This window comes from Nonomuraea sp. NPDC050691 (genome assembly GCF_040654455.1).
GTDB lineage: Bacteria > Actinomycetota > Actinomycetes > Streptosporangiales > Streptosporangiaceae > Nonomuraea.
This window is the reverse complement of the sequence record NZ_JBFAIA010000002.1, coordinates 14,579-31,161: the sequence shown is the minus strand read 5'-3', so window position 1 is coordinate 31,161 and position 16,583 is coordinate 14,579. Positions and strand designations below refer to the sequence as shown.

The window sequence follows — 16,583 nt, the reverse complement described above, 5'->3', positions numbered from 1 at the left end:
TTACTCCTCCATGAGTGCGTTACGGGTACGACCCTGACGCGACGCGCGCACGATCGGCTGGGGGTCAGCGCATGGTCGACGTCCCTCCGAGCGCCGCTCGGACGGCGGCGGCGATCCGGTCGACGTCGCCGCGTTCTGCGGCCGGCAGGGGCGCGCCCACCGACTCCCTGAGCGCGGCCGCCTCATCCAGCAGGGCCGCCGCCTCCTCGTAGGCGCCCTCAGCCGCCGCGACCCCGGCCAGCCCTTCCTGTGCCAGTGCGATGGCGCGAGGATCGCCGGCTTCGCGAGCCGTGGCGAGGCCCTCCAGGTGCAACGACCTGGCCGTGGCAGGGGCGCCGCGCTGTTCGGCGATGAAGCCGAGTTCGGCCAGCAGGAGCGTCAGGCCGTAGAACGGCACGCCATAGTCGGCTTCCAGGCGGCGGTTCCAGGCCAGCGACTGTTGGAAGAGCCGCTCCGCGGTGTCGAGGTCGCCGGCGCGGCGGGCCACGAGGCCGAGGCCGACCCGGGCGAACTCCTCGGCGAAGTCATTGGACTGCTCGACTGCCAGGCGCATCCCCCGCTCGTGCAGTTCCCGGGCCTCGTCCAGGTCCCCGGTCAGCAGGGCGAGCCGTCCGAGGCTGGACAGCCGGTAGGACGCGTCGGTCCACAGCCTCAGGTCCTCGGCGATGCGCAGGCCCTCGTGGTGCAGGCGGGCGGCCCGCTCATAGTCGCCGGTGACCTCGGCGAGATAGCCGAGCATGTCGGACGCCTGCAACTGTCCCCAGCCGTCGCCGAGGTCACCGAAGATCTCCAGGCTCTGCGTGCCTGACCGCTCGGCGAAGGCGTGGTCACCCTGGAACATCGCCTGCTTGGCGCGACCGGCCAGCGCCGCCGCCTCGCCCCAGCGGTCGCCGGCGGCGCGAAACCCGGCGAGCGCCTCCGTCAGCAGGCCCTCGGCGGTGGCGGCGTCCCCGAAGCTCAGATGCGCCAGTGCCAGGAACCAGCGCGACCGCGCGTCGCGGGCGTCCAGCGCCTGCGCCGCGGCACGGCTGCGCAGCAGCAGGTCGGCGCCGTCGCCGGTCAGCATCGCGAACCCGGCCTCCCACGCAGCCGTCCTGGGGGACTCCACGCCGGGCAGCGCCATGGCCGCGGCGATGAAGGCACGGCCCTCGCGGTGTCTGCCGCGCAGGTACCAGTACCACGCCAGGGCGTCGACCAGGCGTAGTGCGAGCGCGGGGTCGGTGGTGTGCTCGAGCGTGGCCCGCAGGTTGGGCGCCTCGGCGTCCAGGCGCTCCAGCCATTGGCGCTGAGCGGGACCGTGAAGGTGCGGGCCGGCCCGTTCGGCCAGCTCGGTGTAGTAGAGGTCGCGGCGCTGGAAGACCGGGTCGTCGTCGGGGAGCCGTTCCAGACAGTAGGCGGCGATCGACTCCAGCAGCCGGTAGCGGATCCCGTCGGAGGACTCGACCATCGACCTGGCCACCAGCTGGTCCACCAGGTCGGCGACGTCCAGTCCAGGGTCCAGTCCGGAGCCCGCGCACACCACCTCGGCCGCCTCCAGCGTGGAGCCTGCCGGGTGGACGGCCAGCCGGAGCAGTATCAGCCGCTGTTGCTCGGTGAGCTGCTCCCAGCTCCAGTCGATCATCGCGCGCAGGGTCTGCTGGCGGGCGGGCCGTCCCCGGCCCGAGACTGTGAGCAGGTGGAAGCGGTCGTCCAGCCGGTCGGCCACGCCGCGCACCCCCAGCGCGCGTACCCGGGCAGCGGCAAGTTCCAGCGCCAGCGGCAGGCCGTCCAGCCTCCTGCAGATCGCCGCCACTGAGGGCGCGCTGACCTCGTCCAGCACGAACCCGGGCGCGGTGGCCGCGGCACGGGCCACGAACAGCCGCACGGAGGCGGCCCGCGCCGGATCCGCTCCGGGCACCGGAAGTTCGAGCGGCGGTACCACGTACAGCGTCTCCCCGGGGAGCGCCAGCGGCTCCTGGCTCGTGGTCAGCACGCGCAGGTCCGGGGCAGTCCGCAGGAGCAGGTCCACCAGCTCGGCGACCGGTTCGATCACGTGCTCGCAGTTGTCCAGCACCAGCAGCAGCCGCCGGCCGCGCAAGGCATCGGCGAGGCGCTGCGCCAGCCCGGCCGGGCGCACGCCGGGACGCGACCCGGTCGCCGTGTCGTCGCGGACGTCCAGCTCCGCGGCCACCACCTCGGCCACGGTCGCCGTCTCACCCGAGGTGCCCGCCAGCTCGACCAGCCACACCCCGTCGGGAAAGTCGCCGGCGGCGAGGCCGGCGACCGCCAGAGCGAGTCTGGTCTTGCCGACACCGCCCGGACCGGTCAACGTGACCAGGCGCGCCGAACCGAGCAGCGCACCGACCTCGGCCATGGCCTGCTCGCGGCCGATCAGCCCGGTCAGGGGGGCGGGGAGGTTCGTACGCGGGCGCGCCGGCGCGAGCGAAGGATCCTGGCGCAGCATCGCCTGGTGCAGGGCGGCCACTTCGGGGCCGGGGTCCAAGCCCAGCTCGTCGGCCAGCCGGTGCCGCAGGTCGTCGTACCCGGCCAGCGCCTCCGCCTGCCGTCCCGACCGGTAGAGCGCGCGCAGGTGGGCGGCGCGCAGGCGTTCGCGCAGCGGGTGGGCGGCCACCAGCTCGCCCAGCTCGTCGGTCACCAGGCTGTGCTCGCCCAGCTCCAGCCGTACCTCCGCCTGCTCCTCCATCGCGGTCAGGCGCTGTTCCTCCAGCCGGGTGGCAGCGGCACGGACGAACTCCTCGTCACCGAAGTCGGCGAAGGCGGGACCGCGCCACAGCGCCAGCGCATCCCTCAGCAGCCCCGCCTTCGCCCGCGGATCGCCGGCGGCGCGGGCCCGGTCGAGCAGCGCGACGAAACGAGCGGCGTCCACGTCGACGGCGCGCAGGACGTAGCCCCGCGCCTGGAAGGTCACCAGCTCGCGCCCTCCCGGCTCCCCCAGTTCCAGGGCTCGGCGCAACTGGGACACCTTGGTCTGCAGCGTGTTGACGGGGTTGCCCGGTGGGTTGTCCCCCCACAGGTCCTCGGCCAAGCGGTCGGCCGACACCGGACGCCCCTCGTGAGCCAGCAGGTCGGCGAGCAGTGCCCGGACCTTCACCTCGGGAATACGCACGGGCCGCCCGTCGTCGGTCCATACGCAAAGGGGGCCGAGCACACCGAATCGCACCTGGTCACCGTACCCGCAGCGAACCCCCAGCCGATCGTGCGCGCCCCCGTCCACAGTGGTTCTCGAAACAGACGGCACGACGAACGAGGAGCACCACCATGACCGTGAACCGTGAGATCCAGCTGGCCGCCCGCCCCGTCGGTGAGCCCGGCACGGAGAACTTCGCGCTGGTCACCACCACACTGCCCGATCTGGCCGAGGGCCAGGTGCTGGTCCGTAACACGTGGATGTCGGTCGACCCCTACATGCGCGAGCGCATGCACGACGCCGAGTCCTACCTGCCGCCGTTCCAGCTCGGCGCACCTCTGGACGGCTCGGCGATCGGCGAGGTCGTGGCCTCGCGCTCGGACGACATCCCGGTGGGCGCGACCGTCGTGCACTTCATGGGCTGGCGCGAGTACGCCGCGGTGGACGCCGCGGCCGCGACCGTCGCCGACCTCTCCTTGGCCCCCGCCGAGGCATGGCTCGGCGTGCTGGGCACCACCGGGCTGACCGCCTACGCGGCCCTGACCCACGTGGCCCCCGTCCGGGAGGGCGATGTGGTCCTCGTCTCGGCGGCGGCCGGGGCGGTGGGCAGCGTCGCCGGGCAGCTCGCCCGCAAGCTCGGGGCCTCCCGCGTGATCGGTTCCGCAGGCGGGACGCTGAAGACGAAGAAGCTCGTGCAGGACTTCGGCTACGACGCCGCGATCGACTACCGTGCCGGTTCGGTCGCCGAACAACTGGCCGAGGCCGCCCCCGACGGCATCGACGTCTACGTCGACCACGTCGGCGGCGACCACCTGGTGGCGGCCATCGACGCGCTGCGCCACGGCGGCAGGATCGCGATGGTAGGAGCGATCAGCTCCTACAACGCCACCGAGCCGGTCCCCGGCCCGAGCAACCTGTTCACCCTGGCCGCCAAGGACGCCACCCTGCGCGGCATGCTGATCAACTCCTACTTCCACCTGTTCCCGGAATGGATCGCGAAGGCGGCCGGTTGGCTGGCCGACGGCTCCTTGCACACCGAGGTGACCGTGGCCGAGGGCATCGAGCGGGCGCCCTCAGCCTTTCTGGACATGATGCGCGGCGGCAACGTCGGCAAGATGCTCGTGCGGCTCTGAGACTCGTCACGCCAGAAGGTGTTCGTTGTCACCGTCGCCGACACGGGAGACTGGCCAGGGTCCGGACCGAGCATCTGCGCCGCCTGGACTCCGGCGCGATCGTGGTCAACGTCCCCGGCACCGAGCGGTTGATCGTCTGCCGCTCCACCTTCGGACGCCTCGAACGTGCGACGGTCGTTCCGCAAGACCACCAAGAGCGCGGCAATCGGAACCGGCTGGTCACCCCGCGAACTGCGTCACTCGTCCGTCTCCATCATGAGTTGGATGCCCAGACCATGAACACCATCTTCGGCGACAGCCGACACGGGGAGAGAGTCCGAGTGAGATGGCTCCCCGATTGGCTCCCATCGACTTCCAGCCACGGGAAAAGGGCCTCAGGATTACTCCAAACGCCCTTCTCACCTGCATCTTCCTGGTGGGGCGTTCACAAGTAGGTCTGGCCTGGGTCGCTGAGGGTATCGCGAAGATCGCTTCCCGCGGCCTATCCAGCGAGGGCCCTGGACGGGCGGGTATGGCTCACGGGAGCCGGGGGCCGTCACCTGCCACTGCCTCTTTCAGAGCCCGGAAGGAGATCCGGGCGGTGGGCGTGGATCTGGCCTGCAACGGGCAGCCCGACCAGCAGCGGGCCACCGTCACTTGACGGCTCCTCCAGTGATGCCGGAGATGATCCGTCTTTGGGCGATGACGAAGACGACGACCAGCGGCAGGCTCATGAGCACGACGTAGGCGAAGACGAGGTTCCAGTTGTTCTGATACAGGTTGCTGCTCGCCACCGAGTACAGGTTCAGCGGGAGCGTCGAGTACGTTCCGCCGCCGAGCACGAAGAAGGCGTAGAAGACGTCATTCCAGATGTAGAGGCAGATGAAGATCGTGGCGGTCGCGATGACCGGGCGCAGCAGCGGCAGCACGACCTTGATGAAGATGCCGAGCGGCCGTGCGCCGTCCATGCGGGCCGCTTCCTCCACCTCGACCGGTATGGTCCGCACGAAACCGGTGACGAAGAAGATCACCAGGGACATGTACATCCCCATGTAGACCAGCATCATCCCGATCGGCGTGCTGGCCAGGTGGAGTTGCCGTAGCAGCAGCACGATCGTGACGACGGCGGGCGGCAGGATGATCCCGCTGATCGCGGCCGCGTAGAGCACGGCCATGGCGCGCCCCGCCCGCCGGGCGAGCACCCAGGACGCCAGCGAGCCGAAGATCAGTACCCCGGCCACGGACGGCACCATCACCAGCAGGCTGCCGAACAGCCCCCACAGCACGCGGCCCTGCGTGAACGCCTGGGAGTAGTTCTCCCACAGGTGCCACACCCGCGGGAGCGACAGGTCGGGCAGGTTCGCCTCACCCTGCGACTTGGCCGAGGTCACCAGGGCCAGCCACAGCGGGATCCCGATGACCACGGCGGACAGGACGAGGACGACGGCCGGGTGGACGAAGCGAGAGATCCTCACAGGACGCGCTCCCTCTTGCGCAGGTATCCGATGACGGGGAAGGCCAGCAGGGTGACCAGGAGGAGGAGCGCGAGGCTCATCGTGGTCGCCTGGGCGAACAGGCCGTTGCCGTAGACGCGGAAGATGTAGATGTCGAGCACCTCGGTCTGCTGGGCGGGCCCTCCCCCGGTGGTGGCCAGGATCGTGTCGAACCCGTTGAAGGAGCCCAGCAGCGCGGTCGCGACGTTGAAGGTCACGGCGGGGGCGATCAGCGGGAACCTGACCGACCGGAAGGTCCTCCACCTGCCGGCCCCGTCGATCCTGGCCGCCTCCAGCACGTCGGCGGGGATCGTCTTGAGACCGGCGAGGAAGATCACCATCGCCAGCCCCATCCACTTCCAGGAGTTCACGAAGGCCACCGTCACCACCGTCCAGGTGGTACTGCCGAGCCACGGGATCGTCACGTCCTGGCCGGCGAGCGCGCCGAGGAAGCCGTTGACCGGACCGTCGGGCTTGAGGAGCGCCTGGAAGGTGTACCCCACCGCCAAAGCCGACATCAGCACCGGGATGAAGAAGACGACCCTGGCGAACCGGTTGATCCGGGTGTCGCGCTCCAGCAGCAGGGCGAGCCCGAGCCCGAACCCGGTCTGCATGATCGCGACCAGGAAGGCATAGACGATGGTGATCCGCAGCGACGACAGCAGGGCGCCGTTGGACAGCACGGCCTCGACGTTCGCCAGCCCTACAGGGCGGATGTCGTTGTGGAAGGCCGACCAGTCGGTGAACGCATAGACGAAGTTGAATACCGTCGGCAGGAAGAAGAAGACGGCCAGCACGACGAACGCCGGGGCCAGGAACCAGCTCGGGTACAGCACCGCTTGCCGCGGCGGCCGATCGGTCGAGAGAGAGGAGATCATACGGCCGTCAGAAGCCCTTGATCCCAAGCGCCTGCGCGAGCTGGGCGAACTGGGACTGCGTCGTGGAGGTCACCTGTTCGGGGGTCATGGTCCCGTTGACCATGTTCGCCAGGTTCACGTAGAAGTCCGGATTCACCGCCGCGTTCTGCTGCATCGAACCGGCCGCGTCGTCCAGCGCGGCCGTGGCCTGCTTCACGACCTCCGGCACCCCGTCAGGAGCCGGTACGGCGGGCTCGATCGACACGGTGCCCGCCGACTTCACGTACTCGGGGTAGTAGGTCTCCAGCCAGAACCGCAGGAACTGCCGGGCGCCCGCCTCCCGCTTGGCATCTCCGGTCTTGAAGGCGACCAGCGCGTTGTCGCCGCCGGGCACCGACGTGGCGAGGTTGCCGTCCTTGGAGATGGGGAACCAGCCGATCTCCCGGTCTATGGTCGCCGTGTCCGCCGTCGACTGCATCAGCGACGCGAACGAGGTGAGCTGCAGCACCATCGCCGCCTTGCCCTTGAGCAGGGCCGGGCCCGACTCGGTGTACTTGGAGGTCTTGTCGTCCTTGTTGAACAGACCCTGCTTCACCATGTCCTGGAACTGCTCGACGGCGCCGAGGATCGTCGGATCGGTGAACTTCTCCTTGTTCTGGCTGACCCGCTCCCACAGGCCGCTCTTCGACGCCTCGGCCAGCAGGACCTGCGGCCACCACTGGGTCGGCCACTGATCGCCGGCGGCGCCGAAGAACGGCGCCACCCCCGCCGCCTTGATCTTCTGAGCGTCGGCGAGCAACTCCTGGAAGTTCGTCGGCGGGTCCGTGATGCCCGCCTTCTGGAACACGGCCTTGTTGTAGAAGATCCCGAGGACCGAGGGGACGTTGACGAAGGCCGCGTAGTGGCGGCCGTCGACCAGGCCCAGTTTCTGGATGGCCGGCGTCTGCTTGGCCAGCCATGGCGCGCCGTCCAGGCTCTGCAGGTCGGTGGCGGGCTTGAGGAGCGCGAGCATGCTGCCGGTCGGCTGCCAGGTGGCCAGATCCGGCTTGGCGCCCGTGGCCAGCTTGGTCGGCGCGTTGGTCTCGTAGACGTCGGGAATGACGACCTTGTTGACCTTCGCTCCGGTCTTGGCCTCGAACGCCTTGATGACGTTGTCGGCCATCGAGGCGGTCTGCGTCGACATCCACAGGGTGAGCGTCACCCCCTGCAGGGACGCGCCCGGGTCGGGCCACGCGGTCGCTGCGGCTGGAGCGGAGGACGTCTCGGGGTTGCCCGCAGAACAGCCGGCCAGCAGCAGCGCGCCGCACATGGCGGCAGCCGTACGGGAAAGGCCTCGCGTCTTCATGATTCTCCTCGGTTGGGGGGTGTGAGCGTTAACACTAGAAGGGTTTCAATCTGTCGGCTGAAGGCGGAGCAGGCGTGCGGTCGGTCCGGGTACGGCGGGGCGGAGCGTGAGCCGCGCGGCGGGGGCCTCCCACCGGTGCTGCCAGCTGGGCAGTGCAGCCGGGTATTCGGTCTCCACGCGGAGGCCGCGCCCGCGCAGGCCGGGCAGGTCGAGCTGGATGTCGTGCGGCCCGCCGTCTCGCTGCCACACGGCCAGGAGCATCGTCTCGCCGGTGCGCAGGCCCAGCGCGATCACGTCGTCGGACCAGGTGGGCAGCCCCAGCGGCCAGAACGGCTCGGCCGCGGCGATCTCGGCCCTGGTCCGCTTGTGCACTGCCACCCCGTCCGCGACGAGCTCGCGCTCGGCGGGGCTCATCCCGTCGAGGTGACCGGAAAGGTAGAGCCGCCCCGCCAGGCCGTTGATCATGGTGAAGGCCGCCTCCTCCGCGGGCATCCCGGGCTGCGGGTAGGCCCAGTTGCCCGCCTGCTCGGGGAGCACCGAGGCGGGCGCGGAGGCCGCGATGGCGGCGTAGAGGCGAAAATCCTGCTGATCCGAGGTCGACTGCAGCTGGAGGCGGGACAGCAGGGCGTAGTCGGCCCGCATCGCGCCCGAGGCGCAGTTCTCGAAGATCACCTCCGGGTGCCGGTCGAGCAGGTCGTCGAGCCATTCCAGATGGGCGCGGTTGAGCGCGAGCAGTCCCTCGCCCGGCTGGAGCGCGTCCCTGTCGGTGCCCGGTCCCGGGGTGACGTTGTAGTCGAGCTTGAAGTATCCGGTTCCGTAGCCGTGTACCAGCCGGTCGATCACCTCGTCGAGGTGCTTCCTGGCCGAGGGGTGGCGCAAGTCGAGGAAGTACCTGCCGTGCTCGACGACGCGCTCGCCGTTCCGGCTCAGAAACGCCTCGTCGGGCAGCAGCGCGGCGACCGGGCTGCGCACGCCGACGACCTCCGGCTCCAGCCACAGGCCGGGGCGCATGCCCCTGGCCCTGACGTGGTCGAAGACCCGGGCGAGCCCGCCGTCGGGGAAGCGGCCGGTCGAGGAGCGCCACTCACCGACGCTGTCCCACCAGTGCCCGCCGTCGTCGTACCAGCCCGCGTCGACGCAGAAGTACTCCGCGCCCGCCTCGGCGGCGGCGTCGACGAGCGGCAGCAGGCGCTCGGTGGTCGGGTCGCCCATCAGGGTGTTCATGTAGTCGTTGAAGACGACTGGCAGCGCGTCCCCCGCGGAATGCGCGCGGCGGATCGCCCTGCGCTGCCGGGTGAGGGCGGCCAGCGCTCCCTGGTGGCCCTCGTCGGACACGGCGACGGACACGGGAACGGTGACGAACCGCTCCCCCGGGGCCAGACGGGTGCTCCACTGGTGGTCGAGGTCGGTGGGACCGCTCAGCACGAGGGCGACGGCGTTCACCCCGCCGCGGCGGCGGTCCACTTCCCAGCGCCAGGCGCCGTTGTGCTCGATCTGCCAGCCCCAGGCCCGGCCGGTGCGGGCGTCGGCCAGGACGCCGGTCGGCAGGTACTCGCCCGAGGACCAGGTGCTCTTGCTCACCGTGACGAGCGCGCCCCGACCGTCGTGCCCGTGCAGTTCACCGTTGATGTCCGCCAGCCCGTCAGGACCGGACAACGGGATGCCCGCCCACCTGCCCTCGGCGCACCAGTCAGTCCGCGCCCGCCACAGGACCGGGTCGCCGTCGTCCGGCGTCTCGGCCAGCGCGCCGGAGGCGAAGGACGAGACCATCTGCAGCACGCGGGGAACCGGCCCGGTGTTGGTGACCTCGGTCCAGGTCTGGACGGCCGGGACGTCCGTCCTGGCGCGGAAGACGCTGGTGGCCTCCAGCCCGGTCATCTCGTCACGCTGCCTCACGCGCAGCTCGCGCCAGTCGCCGTCCGCACGCTCGACGGCGTCCGCGAAGCGGAGCCGCGATCCCGCGGCGGTGTCGCTGAACCGGGTGTTGGACAGCGCCCGGCCCTCCCCCAGAACCATCAGCTCGACCAGCGGCTGCACCCGGGAGAGGAGCACCTCGCCCGGTGCGGGTGACGCGGTCCCGAGCCTCGCGATGCGGATCGGAGCGTCCTCGGGTCGATCGAGGACCAGCTCCAGGGAGCCGGGACGCCACTGGATGGTTCTGCTCGTCATCACGTTCCTTAAGCCGGACATATAGTGCGGTTCAGTCATGAAAGCGTTTATCAAGCAAGGTCGCAAGAGGACCAGGGGAAATGCTCTGATAACGCTTTCGAAACGTGAGCCTCAGCTGGCGGGGGGAGCCGCACTCTTGCGCATGACGAGGCGCGGGGTGGAGTGCGTCGCCTCGACGGGCACGCCGGCCAGCCGGCCGAGCAGGAAGTCGACCGCCATGCGTCCCAGTTCGGCGAAGTCCTGGCGCATCGTGGTCAGCGACGGCGTCCAGATCTCCGCCAGCGGGTGGTCGTCGAAGCCGACGACGCTTACGTCCTCGGGGACCCGCAGTCCCTCGTCCTGGAACGCCTTGATCACGCCGAAGGCGACCTCATCGTTCCCGCACAGCACCGCGGTCACGTCGCCGCGCCTGGCGAGGTACGCACCGGCCTGGAGGCCCGAGCGAGGGGTCTCGTCGCTCTCCACGATCTCCGGAACCGGAGCTCCCGCCGCCTCCAGGGCCTCCCGCCAGCCCAGCAGCCGCCCGCTCGGCCTGCCGGACGCCGGTATCCCCACGTGGTGCACGGTGCGATGGCCCAAACCGAGCAGGTAGTTGGTCGCGTCACGGGCGCCCGCGTGGTCGTCGAACAGGGCCCGCGGGATGCTCCTCCCCCGTCCCGCGGAGGAGACCGCCGCCGCGGGGATCGTCTCGGGCAGGGCGGCCAGCGCCCGGCTGCCCTGGATGTCGAACTCGAGCACGATCACCCCGGCGAGCGGCTGGCCGAGCGCGAGGTCCACGGCGACCCGCGCCGACTCCTCGTCGTCGCCGTCCAGCAGCGTGAGGGCAACCACCAGGCCGACCGCGCGGGCGGCCTCCTCGATCCCGCGAATCGCGCTGGCGTAGCCGTACCTGGTGGTGTCGCTGGTCAGCACGCTGATGATCGAGCGTTTGCCGGTCGCCAGGGCCCGCGCCGCGGCGTTGGGGCGGTATCCCAGCTCCTGGATCGCGCGCAGGACCTGCCTGCGCTTGTCGGCGCTCACCGGCGCGGAGCCGCTCAGCACCCGAGACACCGTGGGGACGGACACTCCTGCGACCCTCGCCACGTCCGCGAGGACGGGAGGACGGGTGTGCGAGCGGCGGGTCACACCGGTAAGCGTACATAGCAGGAGGTGAAGGCTTGGACGGGCGACTCCTGCGGCCGGATACGGCAGGTCGACGCGCCCAACCGGCCCCGCTGGACGCGATCTCCGCCGCCGCTCCGGAGGCGCACGAGGCGCCGAAAGCCTCTCAGAGCGCCGCACCGCCATCGCCCCGGCACACCCGCGACAGCACCGTACGGGAGTCCGAAGAGGCCCTGATGGTCACGCTCACGAAAGGAAGCCGTCAATGACGAGCGACCGGACGCCCCTGTCTCCCGTACGGGTGGACATGGAGTTGAAGACCGTCTCCGCAGGTACGCCGAGTCGCAGGAACGAGAAGTGTCGTGGATGATCAGGAAGGCGATCGAACCGCCCTGACAACGCCCGCGTGCTGGTCACTGCCGGAGCAGACCCGTGGCGGCCGATGACGAGCGGCCGCCGTCGCGACTTCCTGTCCACCCCTGAGGCTTCTCCATCCCCTGCGTATCGGGCGTCAGGAGTGCAGGACGCCGGCGCGGGCGGCGGCGAGGGCAGCGTCCGCCGCACGTTCAGCGTCGCGTTCGGTGACCGATTCGTGGGTGATGAACAGCCGGTAGTAGATGGGCGCGACGGCCGTTCTGATCACGTCCGCCACGTCGGTGTCGGCGGGGAGCTCGCCCCGCGCGACCGCCCGTCGTACCACTTCCGCCGCCTGTTCGTGGCGGGCGGCGAAGAAGGCGTGCAGCGCCTGCGCGGGCCCGCTGCTCTGTACGGCGGCCGACACGAATGCGGCGGAGATCGGCCCGGCGACCGGATCGGCGAACCCGCTTCGCACCAGCCCGGCGATCTCCCGCAGGTCCTCGCGGAGTGAGCCGGTGTCGGGCAGCGGCCACGGCTCCTCCTTGGCCAGTTCGAGCGCGTCGGCGATCAGGCCCTCCGCGCTGCCCCATCGCCGGTACACGGTGGTTTTGTGCACGCCCGAGCGGATCGCCACGTTCTCCACCGTCAACCCGTTGGAGCCGTGCTCGGCCAGTTCGGCGAGGGTCGCCTGTCGTACGGCGTCGCGCACGCGGGCGCTGCGACCGCCAGGACGTCTGTCCAAAATCTACTCCAGTTGCGTTAAGGGGAACTCTCCTGCTAGCTTAAAGCTACAGCAGTTGCGATTGGAGTTCCTCTGACTACACAGCTTTCCCTCCGGGGAGTCTCGAAGTCCTACGGCGAGCACCGCGTCCTCGACCAGCTCACCTTCAGCATCCGGCCCGGCGAGCGCGCCGGGATCGTCGGCGAGAACGGTTCCGGCAAGTCCACGCTGCTCAGGATCATCGCCGGGGTGGACCGGCCAGACGACGGCGAGGTGACGGTGGCGGCCGCCGGCGGCGTCGGCTACCTGGGCCAGACCCTCGACCTGCCCGGCGACCACACCGTCCAGCAGGCCGTCGACGCCGCGCTGGCCGAGCTGCGCGCACTCGAGCGCGACATGCAGCGCGCCGCCGAGGAGCAGGACCTGGCCCTGTACGGCGAACTGCTCACCGCCTTCGAGGCCCGCGACGGATACGAGGCCGACGCCCGCGTCGACAAGGCCATGCACGGGCTCGGCCTGGCCCGGATCGAGCGCTCACGCGAGCTGTCGACCCTGTCAGGCGGCGAGCAGGCCCGGCTCGGCCTGGCCTGCGTGCTGGCCGCCTCACCAGAGATCCTGCTGCTCGACGAACCCACCAACCACCTGGATGAGGCGGCGCTCACCTGGCTGGAGGACCGGCTGCGCGCTCACAAGGGCACGGTGGTGGCAGTCTCACACGACCGGACCTTCCTGGACCGGGTGGCCACGACGATCCTCGAGGTCGAGGGCGGCACGATCACCAGGTTCGGCGGCGGCTACACCGGGTTCCTGGCCGACAAGGCGGCCGCCCGGCAGCGCTGGGAGCAGGCCTACGCCGCCTGGCGGGAGGAGGTCGAGCAGGTCAAGGAGTTCGCCGCGACCACGGCACGCCGCGTCGCGCTGGGCCGCGAGATGAAGGACAACAACAAGATGGCCTACGACCGCAACGCCGGCCGCGTGCAGAGCTCGGTCGCCTCGCGGGTACGGCAAGCCACAGAACGCCTGCGCCGCCTGGAAGCCGACCCGGTACCGCGACCGCCCAAGCCTTTGTGTTTCCGCGGCAGGTTCGCGGGCGCCGGCACGCACGTCGACCACGGTGGGCTGCGGATCGAAGCGGGCGACCGGCTGCTGATCACGGGGCCGAACGGCGCGGGCAAGTCGACGCTGCTGGCGGCCATCGCGGCCCAGGCCGGCCGGCAGGCAGGCTACCTCGCGCAGGAAGTCACCTTCGACCCCGAAAAGACGGTCATGGAGACCTACGGCGGCGACCCAGAAGCCCTGCTCGCGACGGGCCTGTTCCACCGCGAGGCGCTGCACCTCAAAGTCGGCGCACTGTCCGAGGGCCAGCGGCGGCGACTGGCGCTGGCCGAAGTGCTGGCGGGCGAACACGACCTGCTGCTGCTGGACGAACCCACCAACCACCTCTCGCTCACCCTGGTCGAGGAGCTCGAGCAGGCGCTCGCCGACTACCAGGGCACGCTCGTGGTAGTCACGCACGACCGGGCGCTACGGCGCCGCTTCACCGGTAAGGAGATCTCTCTTCCATGTTGATCGACGGTTCACCGTACGGCATCACCTGCGGCCCCGACGGCGCGCTCTGGTTCACCCTCGTCCATCAGGGCCGCATCGGCCGGGTCGTGCCGGGTGCGGAACCCACGCTGTTCTCTCTCGATCCGGCCGACGGTCAGCCCACGGTCATCACCCCGGGACCGGACGGCGCGCTGTGGTTCACCGAGTTCGCCGGCGGCCGGATCAGGCGGATCACCGTGGACGGCGTTGTCACCACGTTCGAGGTGACCTCGCCGTACGGCATCGCCGCCGGCCCCGACGGGGCCATGTGGTTCACCCAACTGCAGGACGACCGGATCGGACGCATCACCCCGGACGGACAGGTGTCGTCGTACCCGCTGCCCGGCACCGGCGCGATGCCCTCAGCGATCACCACAGGGCCGGACGGCGCGCTGTGGTTCACGCTCAACCAGGGCAATGCGATCGGCCGTATCACGATCGACGGTGAGGTGTCGACGTACCCGCTGCCCACACCGGGCGCGGCACCGGTCGGCATCTGCGCGGGACCGGACGATGCGCTGTGGTTCGTGGAGATCGGCGCGGGCCAGGTCGGCCGGATCGACACCTCGGGCGCGATCATCGAGTTCCCGCTGCCCGACCGCGCCGCCCGGCCGCACGCCATCGTGGCAGGGCCGGACGGCGCGCTGTGGCTCACCGAGTGGGGTGCCGGCAGGCTGGCCCGTGTCACGACCGACGGGAAGATCGAGGACTTCCCGCTGGAGGGCGCGGAACCCCACGGCCTCGCCGTCGGTCCGGACGGGGCGATCTGGGTCGCGATGGAATCCGGCGCCCTGACGCGTCACAGCGTGTAGACGAGCGTGAGCACCTGGAACTCGAACTCCATCGCCTGGCCGGAGATCCCGGCCAGGTCCCCGGTCCCGGAATTGGGGATGATGCTCCCGTAGCTGGACTGATCGGAGCCGTCGGCCAGGCCGCCGTGCTGGATGACGAAGGTGCCGTGCCGACCGTCCAGCGCGCCCTCGATCCTTTCGGAGGCCACGTAACCCCCGCCCGCCGTTCCCTGCGCAGTGAGCACCTCGGCGACGCCTGTCCCGTCGATCGCGCCCTGGTAGCGCTTGTGGATCGTGACCCGGGTCAGCTTCGGGCCCTCAGCGGGCTCCTCATACACCGACTCGTCGAACTTCACGATCTCAAATCCAGCCTTGATGGTGCGTTCCGTCATGTGGCCGAGGTTAGCCGCTCCTGACCCTGCGGTCGCAGCGGCCCATGACGCCTTTGGTGCGGTGATTCCAGGCAGAGTCCTGCACTCCTGGGCGAGCTCGGCTGAGCAGGGCCTCCAGCAGGTCATCAGGGCTCGGTCCAGGTCCAGGTCGTCGACTGACCCATTTCCCGCTGCCGCTGCTGGTCACGGTGGTGGTCGCGGCGGCTGCGGGCCTGCTCACGGCGGGACGGACGAGCAACCGCAGCGGTGACGGACGCCGTACGCGGCCTCTCCCGTCACTGGCTCCCGGTCACACGTCCCAGGTGACCGGGAGGCTCTTCACGCCGTAGATGTCCGCGGTCTCCGGACGCAGGCTGACCTCCTCGGCGGGTACCGCGAGGCGCAGCGTGGGGAAGCGGTTGAACAGCGCGGGGAACGCGACCCGCATCTCGACGCGGGCGAGTTGCTGACCCAGGCACTGGTGGATGCCGTGGCTGAAGGCCAGGTGGCCGCCGTCCCGCCGGGAGAGGTCGAGTGTGTGGGGGTCGGGGAAGCGTTCGGGGTCGCGGTTGGCGGTGTTGAGGGACAGGATGACCGTCGTACCGGCCGCGATGGTGTGGCCGCCCAGCTCGACGTCCTCCAGCGCGACCCGGTGGAACTGCTTGGCGACGCTCAGGTACCGCAGCAGCTCCTCGACGGCCTGGTCGGTGAGGGCGGGGTCGGCGCGCAGCGCGGCGAGCTGGTCCGGGTTCCGCAGCAGCGCGAAGGTGCCCAGCGCCAGCATGTTCGCGGTGGTGTCGAAGCCCGCCGACAGCAGGATCAGGGCCATCCCCTGCAGCTCCTCGTCGGTCAGGTCGCTGTCGAGCAGGTCGCTGAGCACGTCGTCGGTGGGGTTCGCGCGCTTGGCGGCCACCAGCCCGGCGAGGTAGCTCTGGGTCGCGACGTATGCCGCGATCAGCTCCTCGTCGCCGGCCTCCCCGCCGAGGAACTTGTCGATGTTCTCCTGGAAGAAACCCCGGTCCTCGTACGGCACTCCCAACAGCTCACAGATCACGACGGCGGGGATCGGCTTGGCGAAGGCGGTCACCAGGTCGGCCGTCGGGCCGGCCTGCTCCATGGCGTCCAGGTGCTCGGCCGTGATCTGCTCGACGCGCTCGGTCAGCAGCCGCATCCGCCGCACGGTGAACTTGCCCACCAGCGGCTTGCGGTAGCGGCTGTGCTGCGGCTCGTCCATGAGCAGGAACTCGCCGGGCGGCGCCGGCGGCACCTCGATGTCGCCGTAGTCGACCAGCGGGTGCTGGAGCATCAGCTCCTTGCGGGAGCTGAACCGCGAGTCCGCCAGGACCGATCTGACCAGGTCGTATCCGGTGACCAGCCAGCCCTGGTGACCACTGGGGAAGGGGAAGCGGCTGATGGGGCCGTGCTCGCGCGCCTCGATCAGCTCCTTGGGCGGATCGAAGGGACACCCGGCCTGACGCGCCGTCGGCATCGCCGTGAGGGTGTGGACGAAATCGTTCATGAGCCTTCCTTCCGATGTGCAGGGATGCGGGCG

12 protein-coding genes are annotated in these 16,583 nt (G+C 70.4%); 3 read left to right on the top strand and 9 right to left on the bottom strand.

The window, feature by feature from the left end; translation table 11 throughout:
* Positions 1-64: 64 nt before the first annotated feature.
* Positions 65-3,106: a BTAD domain-containing putative transcriptional regulator gene (locus AB0H81_RS01085; protein WP_358367416.1), complete on the bottom strand. Its 3,042-nt coding sequence runs from the start codon at positions 3,104-3,106 to the stop codon at positions 65-67.
* Between the two features lie 152 nt (positions 3,107-3,258).
* On the opposite strand from AB0H81_RS01085, the gene AB0H81_RS01080 reads away from it, so the two are divergent.
* Positions 3,259-4,260: an NADP-dependent oxidoreductase gene (locus AB0H81_RS01080; RefSeq protein WP_358367413.1), complete on the top strand. Its 1,002-nt coding sequence runs from the start codon at positions 3,259-3,261 to the stop codon at positions 4,258-4,260.
* Positions 4,261-4,892: 632 nt separating this feature from the next.
* Here AB0H81_RS01080 and AB0H81_RS01075 read toward each other — a convergent pair.
* The 6 genes from AB0H81_RS01075 to AB0H81_RS01050 form a co-directional block, all read right to left on the bottom strand.
* On the bottom strand, positions 4,893-5,714 hold the full coding sequence (locus AB0H81_RS01075; protein ID WP_358367409.1) for a carbohydrate ABC transporter permease: 822 nt from the start codon (positions 5,712-5,714) through the stop codon (positions 4,893-4,895).
* Positions 5,711-6,610, bottom strand: a complete 900-nt coding sequence (locus AB0H81_RS01070; protein ID WP_358367406.1) for a sugar ABC transporter permease — start codon at positions 6,608-6,610, stop codon at positions 5,711-5,713. The genes AB0H81_RS01075 and AB0H81_RS01070 overlap by 4 nt, the downstream gene beginning before the upstream one ends.
* A 7-nt stretch (positions 6,611-6,617) precedes the next feature.
* Positions 6,618-7,934 (bottom strand): extracellular solute-binding protein, encoded by a 1,317-nt coding sequence (locus AB0H81_RS01065; protein WP_358367403.1) that lies wholly within the window; start codon positions 7,932-7,934, stop codon positions 6,618-6,620.
* 45 nt (positions 7,935-7,979) lie between these two features.
* A complete protein-coding gene (locus tag AB0H81_RS01060) occupies positions 7,980-10,103 on the bottom strand; it encodes a glycoside hydrolase family 36 protein (protein ID WP_358367400.1) in 2,124 nt (707 codons plus the stop codon).
* Between the two features lie 111 nt (positions 10,104-10,214).
* On the bottom strand, positions 10,215-11,228 hold the full coding sequence (locus tag AB0H81_RS01055; RefSeq protein WP_358367397.1) for a LacI family DNA-binding transcriptional regulator: 1,014 nt from the start codon (positions 11,226-11,228) through the stop codon (positions 10,215-10,217).
* 487 nt (positions 11,229-11,715) lie between these two features.
* Entirely contained in the window at positions 11,716-12,303 is a 588-nt protein-coding gene (locus AB0H81_RS01050; protein ID WP_358367396.1) for a TetR/AcrR family transcriptional regulator C-terminal ligand-binding domain-containing protein, read from the bottom strand.
* Between the two features lie 60 nt (positions 12,304-12,363).
* Between AB0H81_RS01050 and AB0H81_RS01045 the strand changes: the two genes are divergently transcribed.
* Together AB0H81_RS01045 and AB0H81_RS01040 are read left to right on the top strand one after the other, a co-directional pair.
* Positions 12,364-13,851 (top strand): ABC-F family ATP-binding cassette domain-containing protein, encoded by a 1,488-nt coding sequence (locus AB0H81_RS01045; RefSeq protein WP_358367769.1) that lies wholly within the window; start codon positions 12,364-12,366, stop codon positions 13,849-13,851.
* Positions 13,845-14,681 (top strand): virginiamycin B lyase, encoded by an 837-nt coding sequence (locus tag AB0H81_RS01040; RefSeq protein WP_358367393.1) that lies wholly within the window; start codon positions 13,845-13,847, stop codon positions 14,679-14,681. The genes AB0H81_RS01045 and AB0H81_RS01040 overlap by 7 nt, the downstream gene beginning before the upstream one ends.
* On the opposite strand, the gene AB0H81_RS01035 is transcribed toward AB0H81_RS01040, so the two are convergent.
* Together AB0H81_RS01035 and AB0H81_RS01030 are read right to left on the bottom strand one after the other, a co-directional pair.
* Positions 14,669-15,052, bottom strand: coding sequence for a DUF3224 domain-containing protein (locus AB0H81_RS01035; RefSeq protein WP_358367390.1), 384 nt, complete (start codon positions 15,050-15,052; stop codon positions 14,669-14,671). The genes AB0H81_RS01040 and AB0H81_RS01035 overlap by 13 nt on opposite strands.
* A 289-nt stretch (positions 15,053-15,341) precedes the next feature.
* Positions 15,342-16,550, bottom strand: a complete 1,209-nt coding sequence (locus AB0H81_RS01030) for a cytochrome P450 (RefSeq protein ID WP_358367388.1) — start codon at positions 16,548-16,550, stop codon at positions 15,342-15,344.
* Positions 16,551-16,583 lie beyond the last annotated feature (33 nt).